Origin of the sequence: Streptomyces sp. NPDC016640, from assembly GCF_043076215.1 — a bacterium.
In the GTDB taxonomy this organism is placed as follows: Bacteria; Actinomycetota; Actinomycetes; order Streptomycetales; family Streptomycetaceae; genus Streptomyces.
The window spans coordinates 142,929-161,639 of record NZ_JBIBRG010000009.1; the positions used below are offsets into that span (position 1 = coordinate 142,929).

General features: G+C 72.1%; 15 protein-coding genes and 1 pseudogene. 3 read left to right on the top strand and 13 right to left on the bottom strand.

Annotated features, from left to right (window positions below; genetic code table 11):
* Positions 1–35: 35 nt before the first annotated feature.
* From ACF07S_RS20300 to ACF07S_RS20310, 3 genes are all read right to left on the bottom strand, one after another.
* Positions 36–374 (bottom strand): P-II family nitrogen regulator, encoded by a 339-nt coding sequence (locus tag ACF07S_RS20300; protein ID WP_004924863.1) that lies wholly within the window; start codon positions 372–374, stop codon positions 36–38.
* A complete protein-coding gene (locus ACF07S_RS20305; RefSeq protein ID WP_391965460.1) occupies positions 371–1,711 on the bottom strand; it encodes an ammonium transporter in 1,341 nt (446 codons plus the stop codon). Before ACF07S_RS20305 ends, ACF07S_RS20300 begins: the two co-directional genes overlap by 4 nt.
* Positions 1,712–2,060: 349 nt before the next feature.
* A complete protein-coding gene (locus ACF07S_RS20310; RefSeq protein WP_391974727.1) occupies positions 2,061–3,557 on the bottom strand; it encodes a hypothetical protein in 1,497 nt (498 codons plus the stop codon).
* Between the two features lie 446 nt (positions 3,558–4,003).
* Here ACF07S_RS20310 and ACF07S_RS20315 point away from each other — a divergent pair.
* A pseudogene (locus tag ACF07S_RS20315) lies at positions 4,004–4,666 on the top strand (bifunctional DNA primase/polymerase); the annotation flags it as partial.
* Between the two features lie 124 nt (positions 4,667–4,790).
* On the opposite strand, the gene ftsY reads toward ACF07S_RS20315, so the two are convergent.
* From ftsY to ACF07S_RS20340, 5 genes are all read right to left on the bottom strand, one after another.
* Positions 4,791–5,993, bottom strand: a complete 1,203-nt coding sequence (gene ftsY, locus ACF07S_RS20320; protein WP_391974728.1) for a signal recognition particle-docking protein FtsY — start codon at positions 5,991–5,993, stop codon at positions 4,791–4,793.
* A 501-nt stretch (positions 5,994–6,494) separates the two neighbouring features.
* The gene (locus ACF07S_RS20325) at positions 6,495–7,913 is read right to left on the bottom strand and encodes a sugar porter family MFS transporter (protein WP_391965457.1); all 1,419 of its coding nucleotides are present in this window, start codon (positions 7,911–7,913) and stop codon (positions 6,495–6,497) included.
* Positions 7,914–8,098: 185 nt separating this feature from the next.
* Entirely contained in the window at positions 8,099–11,713 is a 3,615-nt protein-coding gene (smc, locus tag ACF07S_RS20330) for a chromosome segregation protein SMC (RefSeq protein ID WP_391974729.1), read from the bottom strand.
* A 252-nt stretch (positions 11,714–11,965) separates the two neighbouring features.
* Positions 11,966–12,169 carry a hypothetical protein gene (locus ACF07S_RS20335; RefSeq protein WP_391965455.1) on the bottom strand — a complete coding sequence of 68 codons (204 nt, stop codon included), beginning with the start codon at positions 12,167–12,169 and terminating at the stop codon, positions 11,966–11,968.
* Between the two features lie 378 nt (positions 12,170–12,547).
* Positions 12,548–12,829, bottom strand: coding sequence for an acylphosphatase (locus ACF07S_RS20340; RefSeq protein WP_391974730.1), 282 nt, complete (start codon positions 12,827–12,829; stop codon positions 12,548–12,550).
* Between the two features lie 176 nt (positions 12,830–13,005).
* Here ACF07S_RS20340 and ACF07S_RS20345 point away from each other — a divergent pair, with 176 nt between their 5' ends.
* Both ACF07S_RS20345 and ACF07S_RS20350 read left to right on the top strand, forming a co-directional pair.
* A complete protein-coding gene (locus ACF07S_RS20345) occupies positions 13,006–14,202 on the top strand; it encodes a CAP domain-containing protein (RefSeq protein ID WP_391965453.1) in 1,197 nt (398 codons plus the stop codon).
* 86 nt (positions 14,203–14,288) lie between these two features.
* Positions 14,289–14,690, top strand: a complete 402-nt coding sequence (locus ACF07S_RS20350) for a winged helix-turn-helix transcriptional regulator (protein ID WP_391965452.1) — start codon at positions 14,289–14,291, stop codon at positions 14,688–14,690.
* On the opposite strand, the gene mutM is transcribed toward ACF07S_RS20350, so the two are convergent.
* From mutM to ACF07S_RS20375, 5 genes are all read right to left on the bottom strand, one after another.
* Positions 14,663–15,523 (bottom strand): bifunctional DNA-formamidopyrimidine glycosylase/DNA-(apurinic or apyrimidinic site) lyase, encoded by an 861-nt coding sequence (mutM, locus tag ACF07S_RS20355; RefSeq protein ID WP_391965451.1) that lies wholly within the window; start codon positions 15,521–15,523, stop codon positions 14,663–14,665. The genes ACF07S_RS20350 and mutM overlap by 28 nt on opposite strands.
* A gap of 77 nt (positions 15,524–15,600) precedes the next feature.
* Positions 15,601–16,524 (bottom strand): ribonuclease III, encoded by a 924-nt coding sequence (gene rnc / locus ACF07S_RS20360; RefSeq protein WP_391974777.1) that lies wholly within the window; start codon positions 16,522–16,524, stop codon positions 15,601–15,603.
* A gap of 19 nt (positions 16,525–16,543) precedes the next feature.
* Entirely contained in the window at positions 16,544–16,717 is a 174-nt protein-coding gene (rpmF, locus tag ACF07S_RS20365) for a 50S ribosomal protein L32 (protein ID WP_003951102.1), read from the bottom strand.
* A gap of 2 nt (positions 16,718–16,719) precedes the next feature.
* Positions 16,720–17,364 (bottom strand): YceD family protein, encoded by a 645-nt coding sequence (locus tag ACF07S_RS20370; protein WP_391965450.1) that lies wholly within the window; start codon positions 17,362–17,364, stop codon positions 16,720–16,722.
* A gap of 127 nt (positions 17,365–17,491) precedes the next feature.
* Complete coding sequence (locus ACF07S_RS20375) at positions 17,492–18,625, bottom strand: cell division initiation protein (protein ID WP_391974731.1); 1,134 nt, start codon at positions 18,623–18,625, stop codon at positions 17,492–17,494.
* Positions 18,626–18,711 lie beyond the last annotated feature (86 nt).

The window sequence follows — 18,711 nt, forward strand, 5'->3', positions numbered from 1 at the left end:
CCGTCACCCGGCGGCTCCTGTTCTGTTCGACTGTCTCAGAGCGCGTCGGGGCCGCGCTCGCCGGTCCGTACCCGTACGGCCGTCTCGACCGGGACCGACCAGACCTTGCCGTCGCCGATCTTGCCGGTGCGGGCCGCCTTGACGACCACGTCGATCAGCTGCTCGGCGTCGTCGTCCTCGACCAGCACCTCGATGCGGATCTTGGGCACCAGGTCGACGGTGTACTCGGCACCGCGGTAGACCTCGGTGTGGCCGCGCTGGCGGCCGTAGCCGCTGGCCTCGGTGACCGTCAGGCCGTGTACTCCGAAGGCCTGCAGGGCCTCCTTGATCTCGTCGAGCCGGTGCGGCTTCACGACGGCGGTGATGAGCTTCATGCGTCCACCTTCTTGCTCTCGGCCGGGGCGACGGGGGCGGTGACGGCGGTGCGGGCCGCGCCGCCGCCGGCTCCGCTGAAGTCGTATGCGGTCTCGGCGTGCTCGGCCTGGTCGATGCCGGCCACCTCGTCGTCCTCGGAGACTCGCATACCGATGGTCCTGTCGAGGAGGAAGGCCAGGACCGCGGAGACGACCAGGGAGTAGGCGAGGACGCCGAGGACACCGGCGCACTGCTTCCAGAACTGGTCCAGGCCGCCGCCGTAGAAGAGGCCCGCGACGTCGGACTGGCCCTTGCCGGTGGCGAGGAAGCCGATGAGCAGGGAGCCGAGGATGCCGCCGACGAGGTGGACGCCGACGACGTCGAGGGAGTCGTCGTAGCCGAACCTGTACTTCAGGCCGACGGCCATGGCGCACAGCACACCGGCGATGACGCCGATGGCGATCGCGCCGAGCGGGGAGACCGCGCCGCCCGCGGGGGTGATGGCGACCAGGCCGGCGACCGCGCCGGAGGCGGCGCCGAGCGTGGTGAACGCGCCGTGGCGGATCTTCTCGTAGGCGAGCCAGCCGAGGACGGCCGCGCCGGTGGCGACCTGGGTGTTGACGAACATCAGCGCGCCGACGCCGTCGTCGTTGCCGAGCCAGGAGCCGGCGTTGAATCCGAACCAGCCGAACCACAGCAGACCGGCGCCGAGCATCACCAGCGGGAGACTGTGCGGGCGCATCGGGTCCTTCTTGAAGCCGATGCGCTTGCCGATGACGAGGATCACGCCGAGTGCCGCGGCGCCGGCGTTGATGTGGACCGCCGTACCGCCCGCGAAGTCGATGACGCCGAGCTCGAAGGCCCAGCCGCCGGCGCCCCACACCCAGTGCGCGACGGGGAAGTAGACGATCGTGGCCCACAGGGCGACGAACAGCGCCCAGGCGGTGAACTTCACGCGGTCCGCGAGCGCGCCGCTGATCAGGGCGGGCGTGAGGACGGCGAACATCAGCTGGAAGACCAGGAAGACGAAGACCGGGACGGTGTAGCCGTCCCACAGCTCGGTCAGGCCGATGTCGCTGAGGCCGACCCAGTCGGAGTTCCAGCCGATGACGCCGCCGGAGTCGGTGCCGAACGCCATGGAGAAGCCGTACAGCACCCACAGGACGGTGACGATCCCCATGCTGATGAAGCTCATCATCAGCATGTTCAGGGTGCTCTTGACGCGGACCATGCCTCCGTAGAAGAAGGCGAGACCCGGGGTCATGAGCATCACCAGGGCGGAACAGATGAGCATGAACCCTGTGTTGGCGGCAGACAGCGCGGGCGCGTCTGCGGCCAGGGTGATGGCTGGTGCCATCGGCGTCTCCTCGTCGTTGGTACGGCCCCGTGCGGGCGAAGCCTTGAGCGGATTGAGGGGTGGGCCGGTTGTGCGCCATGAGATTGACGCAGCGCCGTTTCGGTGGAAGCCCCTCGCTGTTTCGCCGCCGTGACGAAGGCACCCGGCGTGTTACGGGTCGATGAACTGCCGGATGCGGGGCGCGCCGATCGTTGTCGTGACGCAACCTGCGGTGCACGGCGGTGAGCCGCGCCCGGGGAGACACGCGACCGGCCGCGGCCGGCCTCCGTTCGACCTGGCCCGGGGGGAGCCGAGTCGGGCAGTTCGGGAGGGCCGGCCGCGGCCGGGGCCCGGCGGTCGCGCGGTGGTGTCAGACCGCCTCGGCGGACTCCGGCAGCTCGATCGCGAGCCGCTCGGTGAGGGCGACGACTTCGGCGAGATCCCCGAAGTCGCGTACGGCCGTGTCGACCGTCTTTCGGATACGAGTGTTGAGGCGCTCGGAACGGACTTTCGTGGCCGCCGTGATGGCCTCGGTGGCGAGAACCGCGCTCTGTTCGGGCTCGCGCTGGAGCAGATGGACCGTGGCCATGCCGATCAGGTTGAGGGCGTAGGACCGCTGGTGCTGGCCGCTCTCCCGGCCGAACAGTTCCACGGCCCGCCTCATCAGCGGCTCGGCGAGGGAGGCGTAGGTGGGGCTGCGGCCGGCGACGTAGGCGAGGTCGCGGAAGGAGTGGGCGTTCTCGGCGTACAGCTCGGCCTCGGAGAAGAAGAGGACCCAGTCGGGGTCGGGCTCGTCCCACTCGTCGGCGTCGGCGAAGGTGTCCTCGGCCATCCGGACCGCCCGCTTGCACCGGCTGGGCTGTCCCATATTGGCGTAGGCCCGGGCCTCCATCGCATACAGCATGGACTGGGTGCGCGGGCTCGCGCAGTCCCGGCTGCCGTACTGGGCGAGGTGGATCAGCTCCAGGGCGTCCTCGGGCCGGCCGAGGTGGATCATCTGCCGGCTCATGCTGGACAGCACGTAGGAGCCGAGGGGCCGGTCACCGGCTTCCTTGGCGGCGTGCAGCGCGAGCACGAAGTACTTCTGCGCGGTGGGCTGCAGCCCGACGTCGTACGACATCCAGCCGGCCAGTTCGGCGAGTTCGGCGGCGACCTTGAACAGCCGCCGGGTGGTGGCCTCGGGCTGGGGCTCCTGGAGCAGGTCGGTCACCTCGTGCAGCTGCCCGACCACCGCCTTGCGGCGCAGGCCGCCGCCGCACTGGGCGTCCCACTGCCGGAACATCACGGTCGTGGTCTCGAGCAGGTCCAGCTCCGGCCCGGACAGCCGGCCCCGGGCGCGCGCGGAGGAGGACACCGGCTCGGGTTCGGGCCGGGAGTGCGCGGCGGACGGGGCGGGGACGAGCCAGCGCTGCATGGGCTCGATGAGGGACGGGCCCGCGGAGAGGGCCAGCGAGCTCCCGAGGAAGCCGCGCCGCGCCAGCATCAGGTCGCTGCGCGAGAACTCGCTGAGCAGGGCCACGGTCTGCGGGCCCGTCCAGGGGAGGTCGACCCCGGTCACCGAGGGTGCCGGGCGGGTGGTGCGCAGGCCCAGGTCCTCGACGGAGACGACGACGCCGAAGCGTTCGGAGAAGAGCTCGGACAGGATTCTGGGGATCGGCTCGCGCGGGTTCTCCCCGTCCAGCCAGCGGCGCACCCGAGAGGTGTCGGTGGAGATGTGGTTGGCGCCCAACTGGCGTGCCCGGCGGTTGACCTGGCGGGCGAGTTCACCCTTGGACCAGCCGCTGCGGACGAACCACGAGGCGAGCAGCCCGTTCGGGCGTTTCTCCCCGCCCGCAGCATTCGTCCCGCCACCGCCGTTGCCGCTCACTGGAACGCCCCCATCCCTGAAGACCACTTGTCGCCGAGTGCGCCAAGCCCTATCAGAATGCCGGTTGTCGAGGCCGCCCGTCCGGCGGTTACCACCCTTCGAACGGACAGCCGAGTTGCCTCCGGCATACCCACGAGTGCATGTGCCCCAAGAAGCCGTGCACACAAAGTAACCCTACGATCACCCGTCTCACCATGGCGGAATCGCAATCGCCACCATTCGCCACCCCTTCGAATGAACTCACCGTGGTCGAGGCGCGATTCACTTGACACAGGACGGCCAAGAGTGGACGCACCGACGCGCACAGGGGCGCGCATCGCCGGACGTACCACCCCGGGCACCGCACGGCGCCGGTTGGGCGGAACGGTGCGGGGAAGCCGGAAACACAGAGTCACGTTCCGCGTCCGCTGCGTAACCGCCGGTGTGTCGGACCCGTTGGAGGGGGCATGGTCTTCACGATCGCCATCGGTCGGGGCATCCGCGACATCCGGTCCGGCTCGCGCCGCCGCGGCCGCTCGTCGGACGGCACCGCCGTGGCGGAGTACACGGGACTGTGGGGCTGGGACGTGGTGCCGGGCGTCCGGGCCGCCGCGGGCGCGTGCTCCTGCGGCCGTGCCGGCTGCCGGGCACCGGGCGCGCATCCGCTGGACCTCGCGCCGGTGATCCGCGCCGGGGCGCCGCTGGACGAGGTGACCGGGATCTGGTCCGCGTTCCCGGGGGCCTCGGTGATGCTGCCGGTCGGGCGGGCGTTCGACGTGATCGAGATCGCCGAACCGGCCGGGTGCCACGCCCTGGGCCGGCTGGAGCGCATGGGCCTGCCGGTCGGCCCGGTCGCCGCCACCCCGGACGGCCGCGCCCAGTTCTTCGTCGCCCCCGGTGCCGCCGCCGTGCTGCCGGAGCTGCTCTACCGCATGGGCTGGGACGACCCGGGCGCCCTGGACCTGCGCGGCCTGGGACCCGGTGCGCACATCACGGCGCCGCCGTCCGACCGGGGCGGCCTGGGCCCGGTGCGCTGGCTTCGCTCCCCCGCCCTGGACTCGGCGTCCCGGCCGCCCGAGGCCCGGCTGCTGCTGGGCACCCTGGCGTACGTGGCACACCGGTCGGGGGCACAGTGCCGCGGCGCCGGGTTCCCGGAGGCATCCGAGTACGCGGCACGGCGAAGCGCCCGTCCCCCGACCGGTTCGGGGGCGGGCGCTTCCTCGCGTCTGCCGGATGTGTCCGCGGCGCCGGACGTCACTCCCCGATGAGGGCGTCCACGAACGCCTCCGGCTCGAACGGCGCCAGGTCGTCCGCGCCCTCGCCCAGGCCGATCAGCTTGACCGGCACACCCAGTTCGCGCTGGACGGCGATGACGATGCCGCCCTTGGCCGTGCCGTCCAGCTTGGTGAGCACGATGCCGGTGATGTCGACGACCTCGGCGAACACCCGGGCCTGGACGAGACCGTTCTGACCGGTGGTGGCGTCGAGCACGAGCAGCACCTCGTCCAGCGGAGCCTGCTTCTCCACGACCCGCTTGACCTTGCCGAGCTCGTCCATGAGGCCGGTCTTGGTGTGCAGCCGGCCGGCGGTGTCGATGAGCACCGCGTCGGCAGCCATCTCCTTGCCCTCCTTGACCGCGTCGAACGCGACGGAGGCCGGGTCACCGCCCTCCGGGCCGCGCACGACGTGGGCGCCGACCCGCTCGCCCCAGGTCTGCAGCTGGTCGGCGGCGGCGGCGCGGAAGGTGTCGGCGGCGCCGAGCACGACGGTGTTGCCGTCGGCCACCAGCACCCGGGCGAGCTTGCCGGTGGTGGTGGTCTTGCCGGTGCCGTTGACACCGACGACCATCACGATGCCGGGTCCGCCGGCGGCGTTCTCGGTGTGCACGGTGCGGTCCATGGCCGGGTCGACCAGCGTGACCAGCTCCTCGCGGAGCAGTCCGCGCAGCTCCTCGGGGGTGCGGGTGCCGAGCACCCGCACGCGCTCGCGCAGCCGGTCGACCAGTTCCTGGGTGGGCTGCACACCGACGTCGGCGGTGAGCAGGGTGTCCTCGATCTCCTCCCAGGTGTCCTCGTCCAGGTGCTCGCGGGACAGCAGGGTGAGCAGGCCCTTGCCCAGGGCGTTCTGCGATCGGGAGAGCCGGGCGCGCAGCCGGATCAGCCGGCCCGCGGTGGGCTCCGGGATCTCGATGACGGGAGCTTCCGCGGCGGGCGGCTCCTCGATGACGACGGGGCCCGCGCCCGCCGGAAGATCAACCTCCTCGATGGTGCGCCGCGGTTCCTCCCGCGGCGTCTCGGCCTCTTCGCCGACGTGCGGCTCGGCCGGTGGGGCGGTGATGTCGGGCGCGACGGGCGGCGGCGGGGGCAGCGGCTTCTTGCGCCGGCTGCCGACGATGAGCCCGCCGAGCGCGACGACCGCGACCACGGCGATGACTACAACAAGGATGACGATGTCCATAACGCGTCCAGTATCGGCCATGGACTCCCGGCCGCCCCGATGGCGACCCGTGCCGGGCGCCGCGTGGCGCGGACGGCCGGCCGGCCTGACACCCCGTCACGCGATGTCCGCCGCACGGCCGCCCGGTCACGGGGCGCCGCGGCCGGCCGCGCCCCTCGGGGAGCGCCCGGCCGCGGCGCGGGCAGGCCCGGGTGCCTGCTCCCGGGAGCAGGCGCCACCGCCCCGACCGCCGGACGGGCGGACCCGGGACCGGGAGGCCCCGGAAACCCGCGCCGCCACCACCCTCCGACCGGCCAGACGGTCAGGTCCCGGAGGCGGGCCCCGGGAGCAGGCGCCACCGCCCCCGGGCCCGTCACCCGGACAAGCCCGGGCCGCAGGCGCGGGGAGAACGTGCCGCCGCCCCGGCTCGGGCGGTGGCCCGAGCCGGGGCGGCGGGTGGGGGGTACGAGGAGAGGGGCAGCGGGGACCGGGCCCTTCTCCCCGGGTCCGGGGGCTGTTGGCTCAGCCCATCTCCTCCAGTGACTTGCCCTTCGTCTCCTTCACGAACTTCAGGACGAACGGGATGGAGAGCGCGGCGCAGACCGTGTAGATCACGTAGGTGACCGACAGGTTCCAGTCGGCCAGCGAGGGGAAGCTCGCGGTGATGGCCCAGTTGGCGATCCACTGCGCGGCGGCGGCGACGCCCAGGGCGGCGGCGCGGATCCGGTTGGGGAACATCTCGCCGAGCATGACCCAGACGACCACACCCCACGACAGGGCGAAGAAGAGGACGAAGACGTGGGCGGCGACCAGGGCGATCCAGCCCTGGGTCTCGGGGAGCTTGCCGTCGACCAGGTCGAAGGAGAACGCCCAGGCCTCCAGCGCGAGGCCGATCACCATGCCGACGGAACCGATGATCGCGAGCGGCCTGCGGCCGATGCGGTCGACGAAGATCATCGCGATGACGGTGCCGACGATGTTGATGATCGACGTGGTGAAGGAGTAGAGGAAGGAGTCCGCCGGGTCGACGCCGACCGACTGCCACAGCGTCGCCGAGTAGTAGAACGCGACGTTGATGCCGACGAACTGCTGGAACACCGACAGGCCGATGCCGATCCAGACGATCGGCTTGAAGAGGAAGCTCCCGCCGAGCAGGTCCTTGAAGCTGGACTTCTCCTCGCGGTGCATCGCCGTCTCGATCTCGGTGACGCGGGCGTCGAGGTCGAGGTCCTTGCCCTCGACCTCTTCGAGGATCCGCCGGGCGCGCTCGTGCTTGCCGACGGAGATCAGGTAGCGCGGCGACTCGGGGATGACGAAGGAGAGCAGGCCGTAGAGGACGGCGGGGACGACCATGACGCCGAGCATCAGCTGCCAGGCCTCCAGGCCCAGGAGCTCACCGCGCTGGTCGCCGTCGGCGGCGTTCAGGATGCCCCAGTTGACCAGCTGCGACACCGCGATGCCGACCACGATCGCGGCCTGCTGGAAGGAGCCGAGCCGGCCGCGGTAGGCGGGCGGGGCGACCTCGGCGATGTAGGCCGGGCCGATGACGGAGGCCATGCCGATGGCGAAGCCGCCGACGACGCGCCAGAAGGCGAGGTCGTACAGCGAGAAGGGCAGCGCGGAGCCGACGGCGCTGACGGTGAACAGGACGGCGGCGATCTGCATGCACCGGATGCGGCCGATGCGGTCGGCTATCCGGCCGGCGGTCGCGGCGCCGACGGCACAGCCGATCAGGGCGACGGCGATGACCTGGGCGAGCGCGGCGGAGCCGATGTCGTAGCGGTCGCGGATGGCCTCGACGGCACCGTTGATCACGGAGCTGTCGTAGCCGAAGAGGAAACCGCCCATGGCGGCCGCCGCCGCGATGAAGACGACATGCCCGAGATGTTCGGGGTGAGCCGTCCCGGCTCCTGACTGTTGTGCCTGCGCGGTGCTGGTCACGTGTACTCCTCGGGCCACCGGCAACGTCGCCGGATGGGGGGTCAGCCCTTCGAGGTCCAGCTGAAGGTACCTGAAGGTGAAAACAACGTTTCAGAGAATATGCCTTCAACTATTGAAGTCAATAGGCCGAGTCATGTGAGTTCCGAGACACAAAAAAGGAGAGATTGCGTTCATGAATTGAAGGTTCAGCGCAGACGCTGGCTGATGACCTTGGACACGCCGTCGCCCTGCATGGAGACGCCGTAGAGCGCGTCGGCGACCTCCATGGTCCGCTTCTGGTGCGTGATCACGATCAGCTGGGAGGCCTCCTGCAGCTCCTGCATGATCCGGATCAGCCGCTGGAGGTTGGTGTCGTCGAGGGCGGCCTCGACCTCGTCCATGACGTAGAACGGACTGGGCCGCGCCTTGAAGATCGACACGAGCATCGCCACGGCGGTCAGTGACCGCTCACCGCCCGAGAGCAGCGACAGCCGCTTGACCTTCTTGCCCGGCGGACGCGCCTCGACGTCCACGCCCGTGGTGAGCATGTCGTCGGGGTCGGTCAGCACCAGGCGTCCCTCACCACCGGGGAAGAGCCGGGAGAAGACGCCCTCGAACTCGCGGGCCGTGTCCCGGTAGGCCTCGGTGAAGACCTGCTCGACGCGCTCGTCGACCTCCTTGACGACCTGGAGCAGGTCCGCGCGGGTCTTCTTCAGGTCCTCCAGCTGCTCGCCGAGGAACTGGTGGCGTTCCTCCAGTGCCGCGAACTCCTCCAGGGCGAGCGGGTTCACCTTGCCGAGCTGCTGGTAGGCGCGTTCGGCGGCCTTCAGGCGCTTCTCCTGCTCGGCCCGCACGAAGGGGCGGGGCCTGTCACGCGGGTGCTCCTCCGCGGCGGAGCCGCTGTGGGAGCCGGCCTCCGGCAGCGGTTCGCCGTCGGCGGGGGGCGAGGACGGCACCGGCTGGTGCGGGCCGTACTCCGCCACCAGCCCTGCCGGCTCGACACCCAGTTCCTCCAGCGCCCTGGTCTCCAGCTGCTCCATCCGCAGCCGCTTCTCGGCGCCGAGTACCTCGCCCCGGTGAACCGAATCCGTCAGCTTGTCGAGTTCCGCCTTGAGATCGCGCCCCTCGGTGCGGGCGCGCGCCAGTTCCTGCTCGCCCCGGGCCTTGGCCGCCTCGGCGGCGCCCCGTTCCCCGTCGGCGCGGGCCACGGAGACCTCGACGTGCGCGAGCAGCTGCCGGGCGCCGGAGGCGACGGCGCCGGCGACGGCGGCCTCGTGACGCAGCCGGGCCCCGCGCTGTTCGGCACGCGCGCGTGCCTCCCGTTCCGCACGGGCCGCCCGGTCCAGGGAGTCGGCCCGTCCGGCGAGCCCCTTGGCCCGCTCCTCGTGCGTACGGAGCTGGAGGCGGGCCTCCATCTCGGTCTGGCGGGCGTTGGCGCCGTCGGCGGCGAGCCGGTCGCGCACCGAGGTGTCGGGCTCCTCCGCCCCTTCCCCGAAGGGGGCACTCTCCTGCGCGACCGCGAGTCGTTCGGCGAGTTCCTCGACGTCGGTGAGCGCCGCGTCGAGGGCCTCCTGCGCCCGGGCCGCGGCGGCGTCCGCCCGCTCGGCCTCCCCGGCGGCGCCGCGCGCCTGCCCGGCGAGCCGGCCGAGCTGCTGGGCGACGGAGGACTTCTCCCGGTCGGCCGCCCGGCGCCGCTCGCCCAGTTCCTCGACGAGCGCCGCGCACTCCCGGCGGTGCCCGGCCGCCGCCTCCTGCGCCTCGGCCAGCTCCTCGCACCGCACGGCCAGCTCGTCCAGTTCGGCGGCGGCCTCGTCCACGGACGCCTGCACCTCGAGCAGGCTCGGCGCCCCGGCGGACCCGCCGTGCGCGAAGTGCGCGCCCAGCAGGTCGCCTTCGGCGGTCACGGCCGTCAGCTCGGGCCGCGCGTACACCAGCTCCTCGGCATCCTCCAGGGTGCCGACGACGACGATGCCCCGCAGCAGCCGGCGCACCGCGGGCATGAGCTCGGCGGGCCCGCGCACCAGGTCGGCGGCGCGGGGCGGCCCCTCCGCACGCGCCCCGTTCGGTCCGTCGGCGCGCCCGTCCGGCGCCACGTCGTCCGGGGCCCCCGTGAGGAGCAGAGCCGCCCGGCCCGCGTCCTGTTTGCGCAGGAGGCGGATGGCGTCTGCGGCGGCGGACGGGGTGGCGACGGCGAGGGCGTCGGCGGCGGTGCCGAAGGCCGCGGCCAGCGCGGTCTCGTGGCCGGGGGTCACGGTGAGGAGTCCGGCGGCGGGTCCGAGGAGTCCGGAGAGCCGGTCCTTCGCGGCGAGCAGCGCGCCGGTGCCGTCCTTGCGGCGCAGGCCCAGGGCGAGGGCCTCGTGGCGGGCCTGGGTCGCCGCGCGCCTGCGTTCGGCGGCGGTGGCCGCCTCGCGGGCGGCGGTGAGGGCCGTCTCGGCCTCGGCCAGCCGCCGCCTGGCCGTCTCGTGCCGCGAGCCGAGTTCCGCGTCCCCCGCGTCGAGGCCGTCGACCTCGGCCCGGAGGGACTCGTACTCCTCCTGGGCGGTGACGGCCCGTTCCCGGGCCTCGTCACGGGCGGCGGCCAGGCGCTCGATCTCGGCCTGCGCGGCGGCGGCTCGCGAACGGGCCGCGCCGACCTGCCCCTTGAGCCGGGCCAGCCCTTCGCGCCGGTCGGCGATCGCCCGCGCGGCGTCCTTCAGACGCCGTTCCTCGTGGGCGAGTTCGCGTTCCAGCTCCGCGCGGTGGGCGACGGTGTCCTCCAGGGCGCGTTCGGCCGCCTCCAGAGCGGCCTGCAGTTCCGCCTCCTGCTCACGGATCCGGGCGGCCTCGCGCTCCATGTCCTCGGGGTCCCGGCCGCGTCGCTCCTCGGGGGGCGCGGAGGTCGCGCTCTTCACCCGCGCGTCGGCCAGCGAGATGGTGCCGCGCACCCGCTCGGCGAGCTGGGAGAGCTCGTACCAGGTCTGCTGGGCGCTGTGCAGCCGCGGGGTGAGCCGTCGTACCCGGTCCTCCAGCAGGCCCTCGCGCTGGAGGGCCTTCCTCAGCTCGGTCTCGGCCGCTTCCTTGCGCTCCTTGAGGGCGGCCTCGTCGGCGATCTCCGCCTGCAGCGCCTCGCGCAGCCGTACGAGGTCGTCGGCGAGCAGGCGCAGCCGGGCGTCGCGCAGGTCGGCCTGGATGACGGCGGCCCGGCGCGCGGCCGCGGCCTGGCGGCCGAGGGGCTTGAGCCGGCGCCGGAGCTCGTCCGTGAGGTCCTGCACGCGGGCGAGGTTGGCCTGCATCGCGTCGAGCTTGCGCAGCGCCTTCTCCTTGCGCTTGCGGTGCTTGAGGACGCCGGCGGCCTCCTCGATGAAGGCGCGGCGGCCCATGGGGTCGGCGTGCAGCACGGAGTCGAGCTGGCCCTGGCCGACGATGACGTGCATCTCACGGCCGATGCCGGAGTCGGAGAGCAGTTCCTGGATGTCGAGGAGACGGCACGTGTCGCCGTTGATCTGGTACTCGCTGCCACCGTTGCGGAACATGATCCGCGTGATGGTGACCTCGGCGTACTCGATGGGGAGGGCACCGTCGGAGTTGTCGATGGTCAGCGACACCTCGGCACGGCCCAGCGGCGGGCGGCCGGTGGTGCCGGCGAAGATGACGTCCTCCATCTTGCCGCCGCGCAGCGACTTGGCGCCCTGCTCCCCCATGACCCAGCTGAGCGCGTCCACGACGTTGGACTTGCCCGAACCGTTCGGGCCCACGACGCAGGTGATGCCCGGTTCGAACCGGAGCGTGGTCGCCGAGGCGAACGACTTGAAGCCGCGGAGGGTCAGGGCCTTGAGGTGCACGCCGCCGGACTCTACCCGCCGGCCATGTCTCACTCCATGAACGTACGGTTTCGCGGGTGAACGCGCAGGGCACACCAGACGGTGAAGAGGGTGAAAGGACGCGCGGGACGCGGAGCCCGGCGCGTGGGGGGCGAGGACGCGGAGGAGAAAGAAAGAAGGGACGCCGGGGGCGTCCCTTGCACTTCTGACTGCTTGGCGGTGGTGACGGGCGGGCCCGACCACTGCTGAGCTGTTCGTGGAGCGATGCAGTGATCAGGTGAGCGCAGGCTCCGCCTGGTGTGCGTCAACGCTCTCCATGATCCTGTCGTGAGAAGCGGCAGCCGCCAGCGCGTCCTTCTCCGCCTGGATCCGTACGAGCTCGGATTCCAGGTCCTGTACGCGCTTCTGGAGCCGTCGCATCTCGGCGAGGAGTCGCGGGTCGGAGCCGCCGACGTAACCGAGAAGCGCCTTTGCCATGATGGATGGTCCTCCACAATGAGTGACCGACCGATGCGGTGTGGGTCGTGAGGGATTCGCACCCGCGGTGTTTGACAGGCCTGGAGTCGTGCTGCCGTTCAGCCATGCCAAACAGCTGAGGTGCGCGGGGCTTTCAGCGTCTCACCAAAAAGTTTGAGGGTCAACACGATCACGCCCCGTATTGGCGGACTACCGGGCGCGCACGGCCGGGAAACGGCGGCGCCGAGACTCCTGCGGGTCCTCGGGACGTGACGATCATCTTGGCGGCCGGCGTCGCCCACGGCAAGCCTCCGTCGGCAATCACCAGGACGTTTTCTTCGCGGCGGGCCCCCCGCGCGGGCCGTTGCGGGGCGGTGGGGCCTGCCGGCGGGGGCGGGGTCAGCGGATGGCGAAGCCGTCGTAGCCGCCGCGAGGTGTGTCCCAGATCTCGGTGACTCCGTCCACACACCCGGGCGTGTCGCCGGCCTGGAGCCAGTCGAGCAGTCCTTCGCAGCGTTCGCGGGAGCCCTCGGCGACCACCTGGACCCGGCCGTCGTCCAGGTTGAGGGCAAAACCACTCAGGCCGCCGATCTCCAGCGCCCTGGCCCGCGTGAACCAGCGGAAACCCACACCCTGGACACGCCCGCGTACCCAGGCGACCAGTCGCACTTCCTCGCTCATGGCTGCAACCTAACCGGACAATGTCACTCGGGGCACTCCCTCCCCCGGCGCCATGCGGTAGCGTCCCCCTCCATGAATCTCATATGAAACTCACTCCTTCGTGTGAGTTTCGTGATCATCGAGTTTCGGGTGGTCGCCAGGACGAGTCGACCGCAAGGACGAGGAAGGCCAGGACATTGGGACGCCACCGACGCTCCGCCGCCGGCCGCGCCGCCACGGGCCGCGCCACCGGGGCCACTCACCACGACGGCCCCTGCGACGGCAGCCCCGACCCGCTGAACGACCGGGCGGACGGGCCGCCCGCGATGGGCATAGCGCCGTATCTGAACCCTGAGGCCTACGCCGAGACGTACGCGAGGAGCGAGGCGTACCTCTACGCGACGGACGACGGCGCCGGTCACCGCGCCGAGTACGACTTCACCCGGGGCGGTTTCCCGGGCGGCGGCTTCTCGACGGGCGGGGACCGGCCCGGTCACGCCTTCGCCGGCGGCGGTTTCCCGGACGACGGCTTCGCGCCCGACGAGGGCGCCCGGGGCGCCGGTGGACGGCGCCGCAGGAAGAGGGCCGCGGCACCGGTCCGCACCGGTCTGCTCGGGGTCTCCGCCGCGGTGGCCCTCGGCACGGTCGCGGTGGCCACGGGCGCGGTGCCCGGTCTGGAGAACTACAAGCTCGGCGGCGACAGCACCTCCGGCGACACGGTGCAGGCCGGGGACACCCCGACCAGCCTGCCCAGCGAGCAGGGCGGCACATCCGGCAGCGCCGAGGCCCGGGAACGCGACGCCGGCACCCCGGCGAACAGCGGTACCGGGCGCTCGGCCTCGCCGAAGCCGTCCGCGTCGGCCTCCACGTCCGCGGAGCCGGCGAAGACGCCCGAGAGGAAGCCGGAGAAGAAGGAGACCGAGGCGGCCCGGAGCGGGACGGCGCAGAGCACGCCGACCCGCGAGGCCGCGCCGGAGCCGGAACAGCGGACCAGCAGCCCGGCGAACGTGCCGGCGGAGGCCGCCGCCGGAGCCGAGGTGCTCAGGCTGGTCAACGCGGAGCGGGCCAAGGCGGGGTGCGGGCCGGTCGCCGCGGACGGCGCGCTGACCGACCTGGCCACGGCGTTCAGCGCCGACATGGCCCAGCGGGACTTCTTCGACCACACCGACCCCGACGGCGACACCCCGTGGGACAGGGCCAGGACGGCAGGCGTCGGCAACCTCGGCGGCGAGAACATAGCCCGCGGCCAGGCCGACGCCGAGGCCGTGATGGAGGCCTGGATGAACAGCCCCGGCCACAAGGCGAACATACTGAACTGCGACTTCACCACGCTGGGTGTGGGCGTCCACATGGGCCCGGGCGGCCCCTGGTGGACCCAGAACTTCGGCTTCTAGCGGCAGGCGACGGCAGTCCGCGGGTTGCGCTGACTTGTGGTCAGCGCAACCTGTCGGTCAGCGCTGCGCTGACGTAGGCTTCCCGTATGGCCACCACGCAGCGGCGCCCGGAGGGACAGGAACTCCCCTTCAACGTGTTCGCCAAGGCGTGCCCCTCCCGCGGCACGCTGGAACACGTGACGGGACGCTGGGGCGCGCTCACCCTGGGCGCGCTGCACGAGGGCTCGCTCCGGTTCAACGAGCTGCGCCGCCGGGTCGACGGCGTCAGTGAGAAGATGCTGTCCCAGACGCTGCACGCGCTGGAGCGTGACGGGCTGGTGCACCGCGAGGCCCAGCCGACCAACCCGCCCCGGGTGGACTACGAACTCACCCCGCTGGGCCATGAGGTGGCCGAGCGCCTGCTGTCCCTCATCCACTGCGTCGAGGGCAGTATGGAGACGGTGCTCCGGGCGCGTGAGCGCTACGACGGGACGCGCGGCGCCCGCTGACACCTCGGGCAGAAGCAGCTGGAGCGGTTCATCCACGCCCGCCGGCGCATCGGCGTACCGCAGCGGCGGCAGGGCAGGCCCTCGCGGCCGTAGGCGTCCAGGGACCGGTCGAAGTAGCCGGACTCGCCGTTGACGTTGACGTACAGGCTGTCGAAGCTGGTGCCGCCCACCGCGAGAGCCGCGTTCATGACGTCCCGGACGTGCCCCAGCAGGAGCAGGGTGCGCGGGCGGGTGAAGCCGGACGTCGGGCGCTCGTAGTGGACGCGGGCCCGCCACAGCGCCTCGTCGGCGTAGATGTTGCCGACGCCGCTGATCAGTGACTGGTCGAGCAGGGCCCGCTTGATGGTGGTCCGCTTGCGGCGCAGCGCGTGGTGGAAGGCCTCGTCGTCGAAGAGCGGGTCGAGGGGGTCCCGGGCGATGTGCGCGATGACGTCGGGCAGGCCGTCGGGGGTGTTGTCGTGCAGCGACAGCCCGCCGAAGGTGCGCTGGTCGACGAAGCGCAGCTCGGTGTCCAGGGCGTCCGTGAAGCGGACGCGGACGCGCAGGTGCTTCTCGTCGGGTGCCGTGTGCGGCTGGACCAGCAGCTGGCCGCTCATGCCGAGGTGGGCCAGCACCGACTGGTCCGTGTCCTCCAGCGGCAGCCAGAGGTACTTCCCGCGGCGGCTGGGGACGCCGACGCGGTGGCCCTCGAGCCGGCGTGCGAAGTCGTCGGCGCCGGCGAGGTGACGGCGCACCGCGCGCGGGTGCAGCACCTCGGCCGCGGCGACGGTCCGGTGGGCGACCCACCGCTGGAGTCCGCGCCGTACGACCTCGACCTCGGGCAGCTCGGGCATGTTCCCCTCCAAGGACCGGGATACGAGCGCCGAGCGCCCGCCCCGGGTCGGGGCGGGCGCTCGGGTCGCTCTGTTCGTCAGGCGGAGGCCGACGGGGCGTCGGCGCTCCTGACGGAGGCTTCGGCTTCGGCACCGGCGCTCCTGACGGAGGCTTCGGCTTCGGCTTCGGCGTCGGCGCTCCTGACGGAGGCTTCGGCTTCGGCACCGGCGCTCCTGAGGGAGGCTTGGGCTTCGGCGGCGGCGACGACCTCCTCGGCTTCGGCGGCCGCCTTGGCGCGCTCGTCCGCCGCGGCCTTGATGGCGCGCCAGGCGGACTCGGCGGCCTGCTGCTCCGCCTCCTTCTTGCTGCGGCCGGTGCCGGTGCCGTACGAGACGCCTCCGACGCGGGCGGCAGCAGTGAAGGTCTTCTCGTGGTCGGGGCCGGTCTCCGTGACCAGGTACTCGGGCACGCCGAGCCCTTCGGTCGCGGTCAGCTCCTGGAGACTGGTCTTCCAGTCCAGGCCGGCACCGAGGTTCGAGGACTTCTCGATCAGCGGGTCGAACAGGCGGTGCACCAGCTCCGCCGCCGAGCCCAGGCCCTGGTCGAGATAGACGGCGCCGATCACCGCTTCCAGGGTGTCGGCGAGGATGGATGCCTTGTCCCGGCCGCCCGTGCCCTCTTCACCGCGGCCGAGCCGGATGAAGGAGCCCAGTTCGAGCCCGCGGCCCACTTCCGCCAGCGCACGCGAGTTGACCACCGCGGCCCGCAACTTGGCCAGCTGGCCTTCGGGCAGGTCGGGGTGGGTGCGGTACAGCGTGTCCGTGACGACGAGGCCGAGCACGGAGTCCCCGAGGAACTCCAGCCGCTCGTTCGTCGGCAGACCGCCGTTCTCGTACGCGTAGCTGCGGTGGGTCAGCGCTCGCACCAGAAGGGCGGACTCGACCTGGTAGCCGAGCCGCCCTTCCAGAAGCGTGTGGGACGAGGCCTGGTTGTCCGCGGGGTTTTTCTTCGGCGTGGACACAGTGCCTCTCACCAGCCGCTCAGACCTCGAGGACCTGGCGCTTGTTGTAAGTGCCGCAAGACGGGCACGCGATGTGCTGCTGCTTGGGCTCGTGGCAGCGCTCGCACGCAACCAGGGTGGGGACCGCAGCCTTCCACTGCGACCGGCGGTGGCGCGTGTTGCTGCGCGACATCTTCCGCTTCGGAACAGCCACGGCTACTTCTCCTGCTTCTCGTCGACGTCCGGTTCGGCGCCGCTCATCTCGTCCTTCTCGCCGTCCTTCATGGTGCCGGCGAGTCCCTGCAGTGCCGCCCAACGGATGTCGACGGCGTCATGGTGGTGGTCCGGGTCGTCGGCGAGCCGTGCTCCGCAGTCGGAGCACAGACCCGGGCAGTCTTCCCGGCACACCGGCTGCATCGGCAGTGCGAGCACCACCGCATCGCGCAGCACGGGCTCGAGGTCGAACAGACCGTCCTCGATGAAGAGCCTGTCCTCGTCGTCCTCGGCGTCGTCGCCCGGTTCCGCGATCACGCGGCCCCGGTCGTCGGCGTCAGGGTACGAGAACATCTCCTGGAAGTCCGCTTCGAGCTCCAGCTCCAGCGGCTCCAGACACCTTACGCACTCCCCCCGGGCCGTCGCACGGGCGGTGCCTGTGACGAGCACACCTTCCATGACCGACTCGAGCCTGAGGTCGAGTTCCACCGGAACGCCTTCCGGCACTCCGACGACCCCCTGGACCCCGAAGTCCTTGGGGGCGTCGACCGTGCGGTTCAGGCGCTGCAGCGCACCGGGCCGCCGCCCCAGCTCGTGCGTGTCGAACACGAGGGGGTTGCGGTGGTCGAGGCGGGCGTTCAGGGCCATTCCTGCTTTCGGTCTTCGAGCTCAGAGGAGCGCTGCGGTGCGGTGTTCCCGGGCAGCACGGGCCGCGTACGTACGCGCGACCGAAGAGCCAGGATACTGGACCTTTCGCTCTCGGCCCAATCCGCCCCTACAGGCCCCGCTCGCGCTCATAGGCCCGCAGCTGTTCGGGCGTGATCATGCTGGTGTCGAAGAGGCTGGTCTCGTCCAGGGCGTAGCCCTGCTGGGGCTGCTGGGCCTGCCGGTCGTGCGCGGGCTGCTGCGTCCGGTTCGGGTCGTACGCCTGCTGCCCGCCGTCGTAGCCCTGGTAGGCGGCGTACGGGTCGGCCTGCTGGAGGGGGGCACCTTCCGCCGGGGCGTAGCCGGAGGTGGGGGCGTAGGGGTCCTGCCCCCCGCCGTACTGCTGCTGGTAGCCGGCGTAGGGGTCCGGCTGCTGCGGGACGGGGGCGCCTCCCGCCGCGGCGTAGCCGGCGGTGGGGGAATAGGCGGGCTCGGGCGGGGCGTACGGCTGCTGCGGTTCCGGCTGCCTGACGGGGGTGCCCCGGTCCGCGACCCTCGCGAGGTCGGCGAGGTAGTCGGCGTCGCTGGAGTGCTGGACGGTCGTGAGGTCGTCGGCGAGGGCGCCGAGGTCGTCGGAGGCGATCCGGCCGTGCAGCTTCTGGCGGCCCCGGCCGACCGCCTCGAGGGTCTTGGCGAGGACCGCCTCGAAGGCGCCGAGTTTGACGTCGACGTAGTCGTCGGCGCTGCGGCGCAGGGTCTCGGGATCGTGACTGCGCTCGGGGGCGTCCTCGTCCTCGTAGCCCTGTTCGTCGAGGCCGGGTCCGGTGCCGAGCAGCTTCTCGCGGCCGCGGCCGACCGAGCCGAGGGTCTTGGTGAGGACGACCTCGAAGTTGGCGAGCTTGGAGTCGACGTAGTCGTCGGCCTCCGCGCGGATCTCCTCGGCCTCCTGGCGGGCCTCGGCCAGGATCCGGTCGGCCTCGGCCTGGGAGCGGCGGGCGATCTCCGTGCCGGAGACCAGGGAACCGCGCTGGGCGTGGGCGCTCTCGATGATCCGCTCGGCCTCCTGGCGGGCCTGCTCGACCATCTGCTCCCGGCCGCCGATCAGCTCCTGCGCCCGGGCGAGGGAGTCGGGCAGCGCCGCGCGCACCTCCTCGAGCATCGCGAGCAGTTCGGCGCGGTTGACCACGCACGAGGCCGACATGGGCATCGACCTGGCACCGGAGACCGCGGTGACGATCTCGTCGAGCTTCTTCTGCACGTCCACCGTGTGCTCGCCACTCTCTACAGCTGTGTTGGAGACGGACGGGACGACTTTACGGCCACGGGGCCCGCGGGGGACACCGGCCGGCG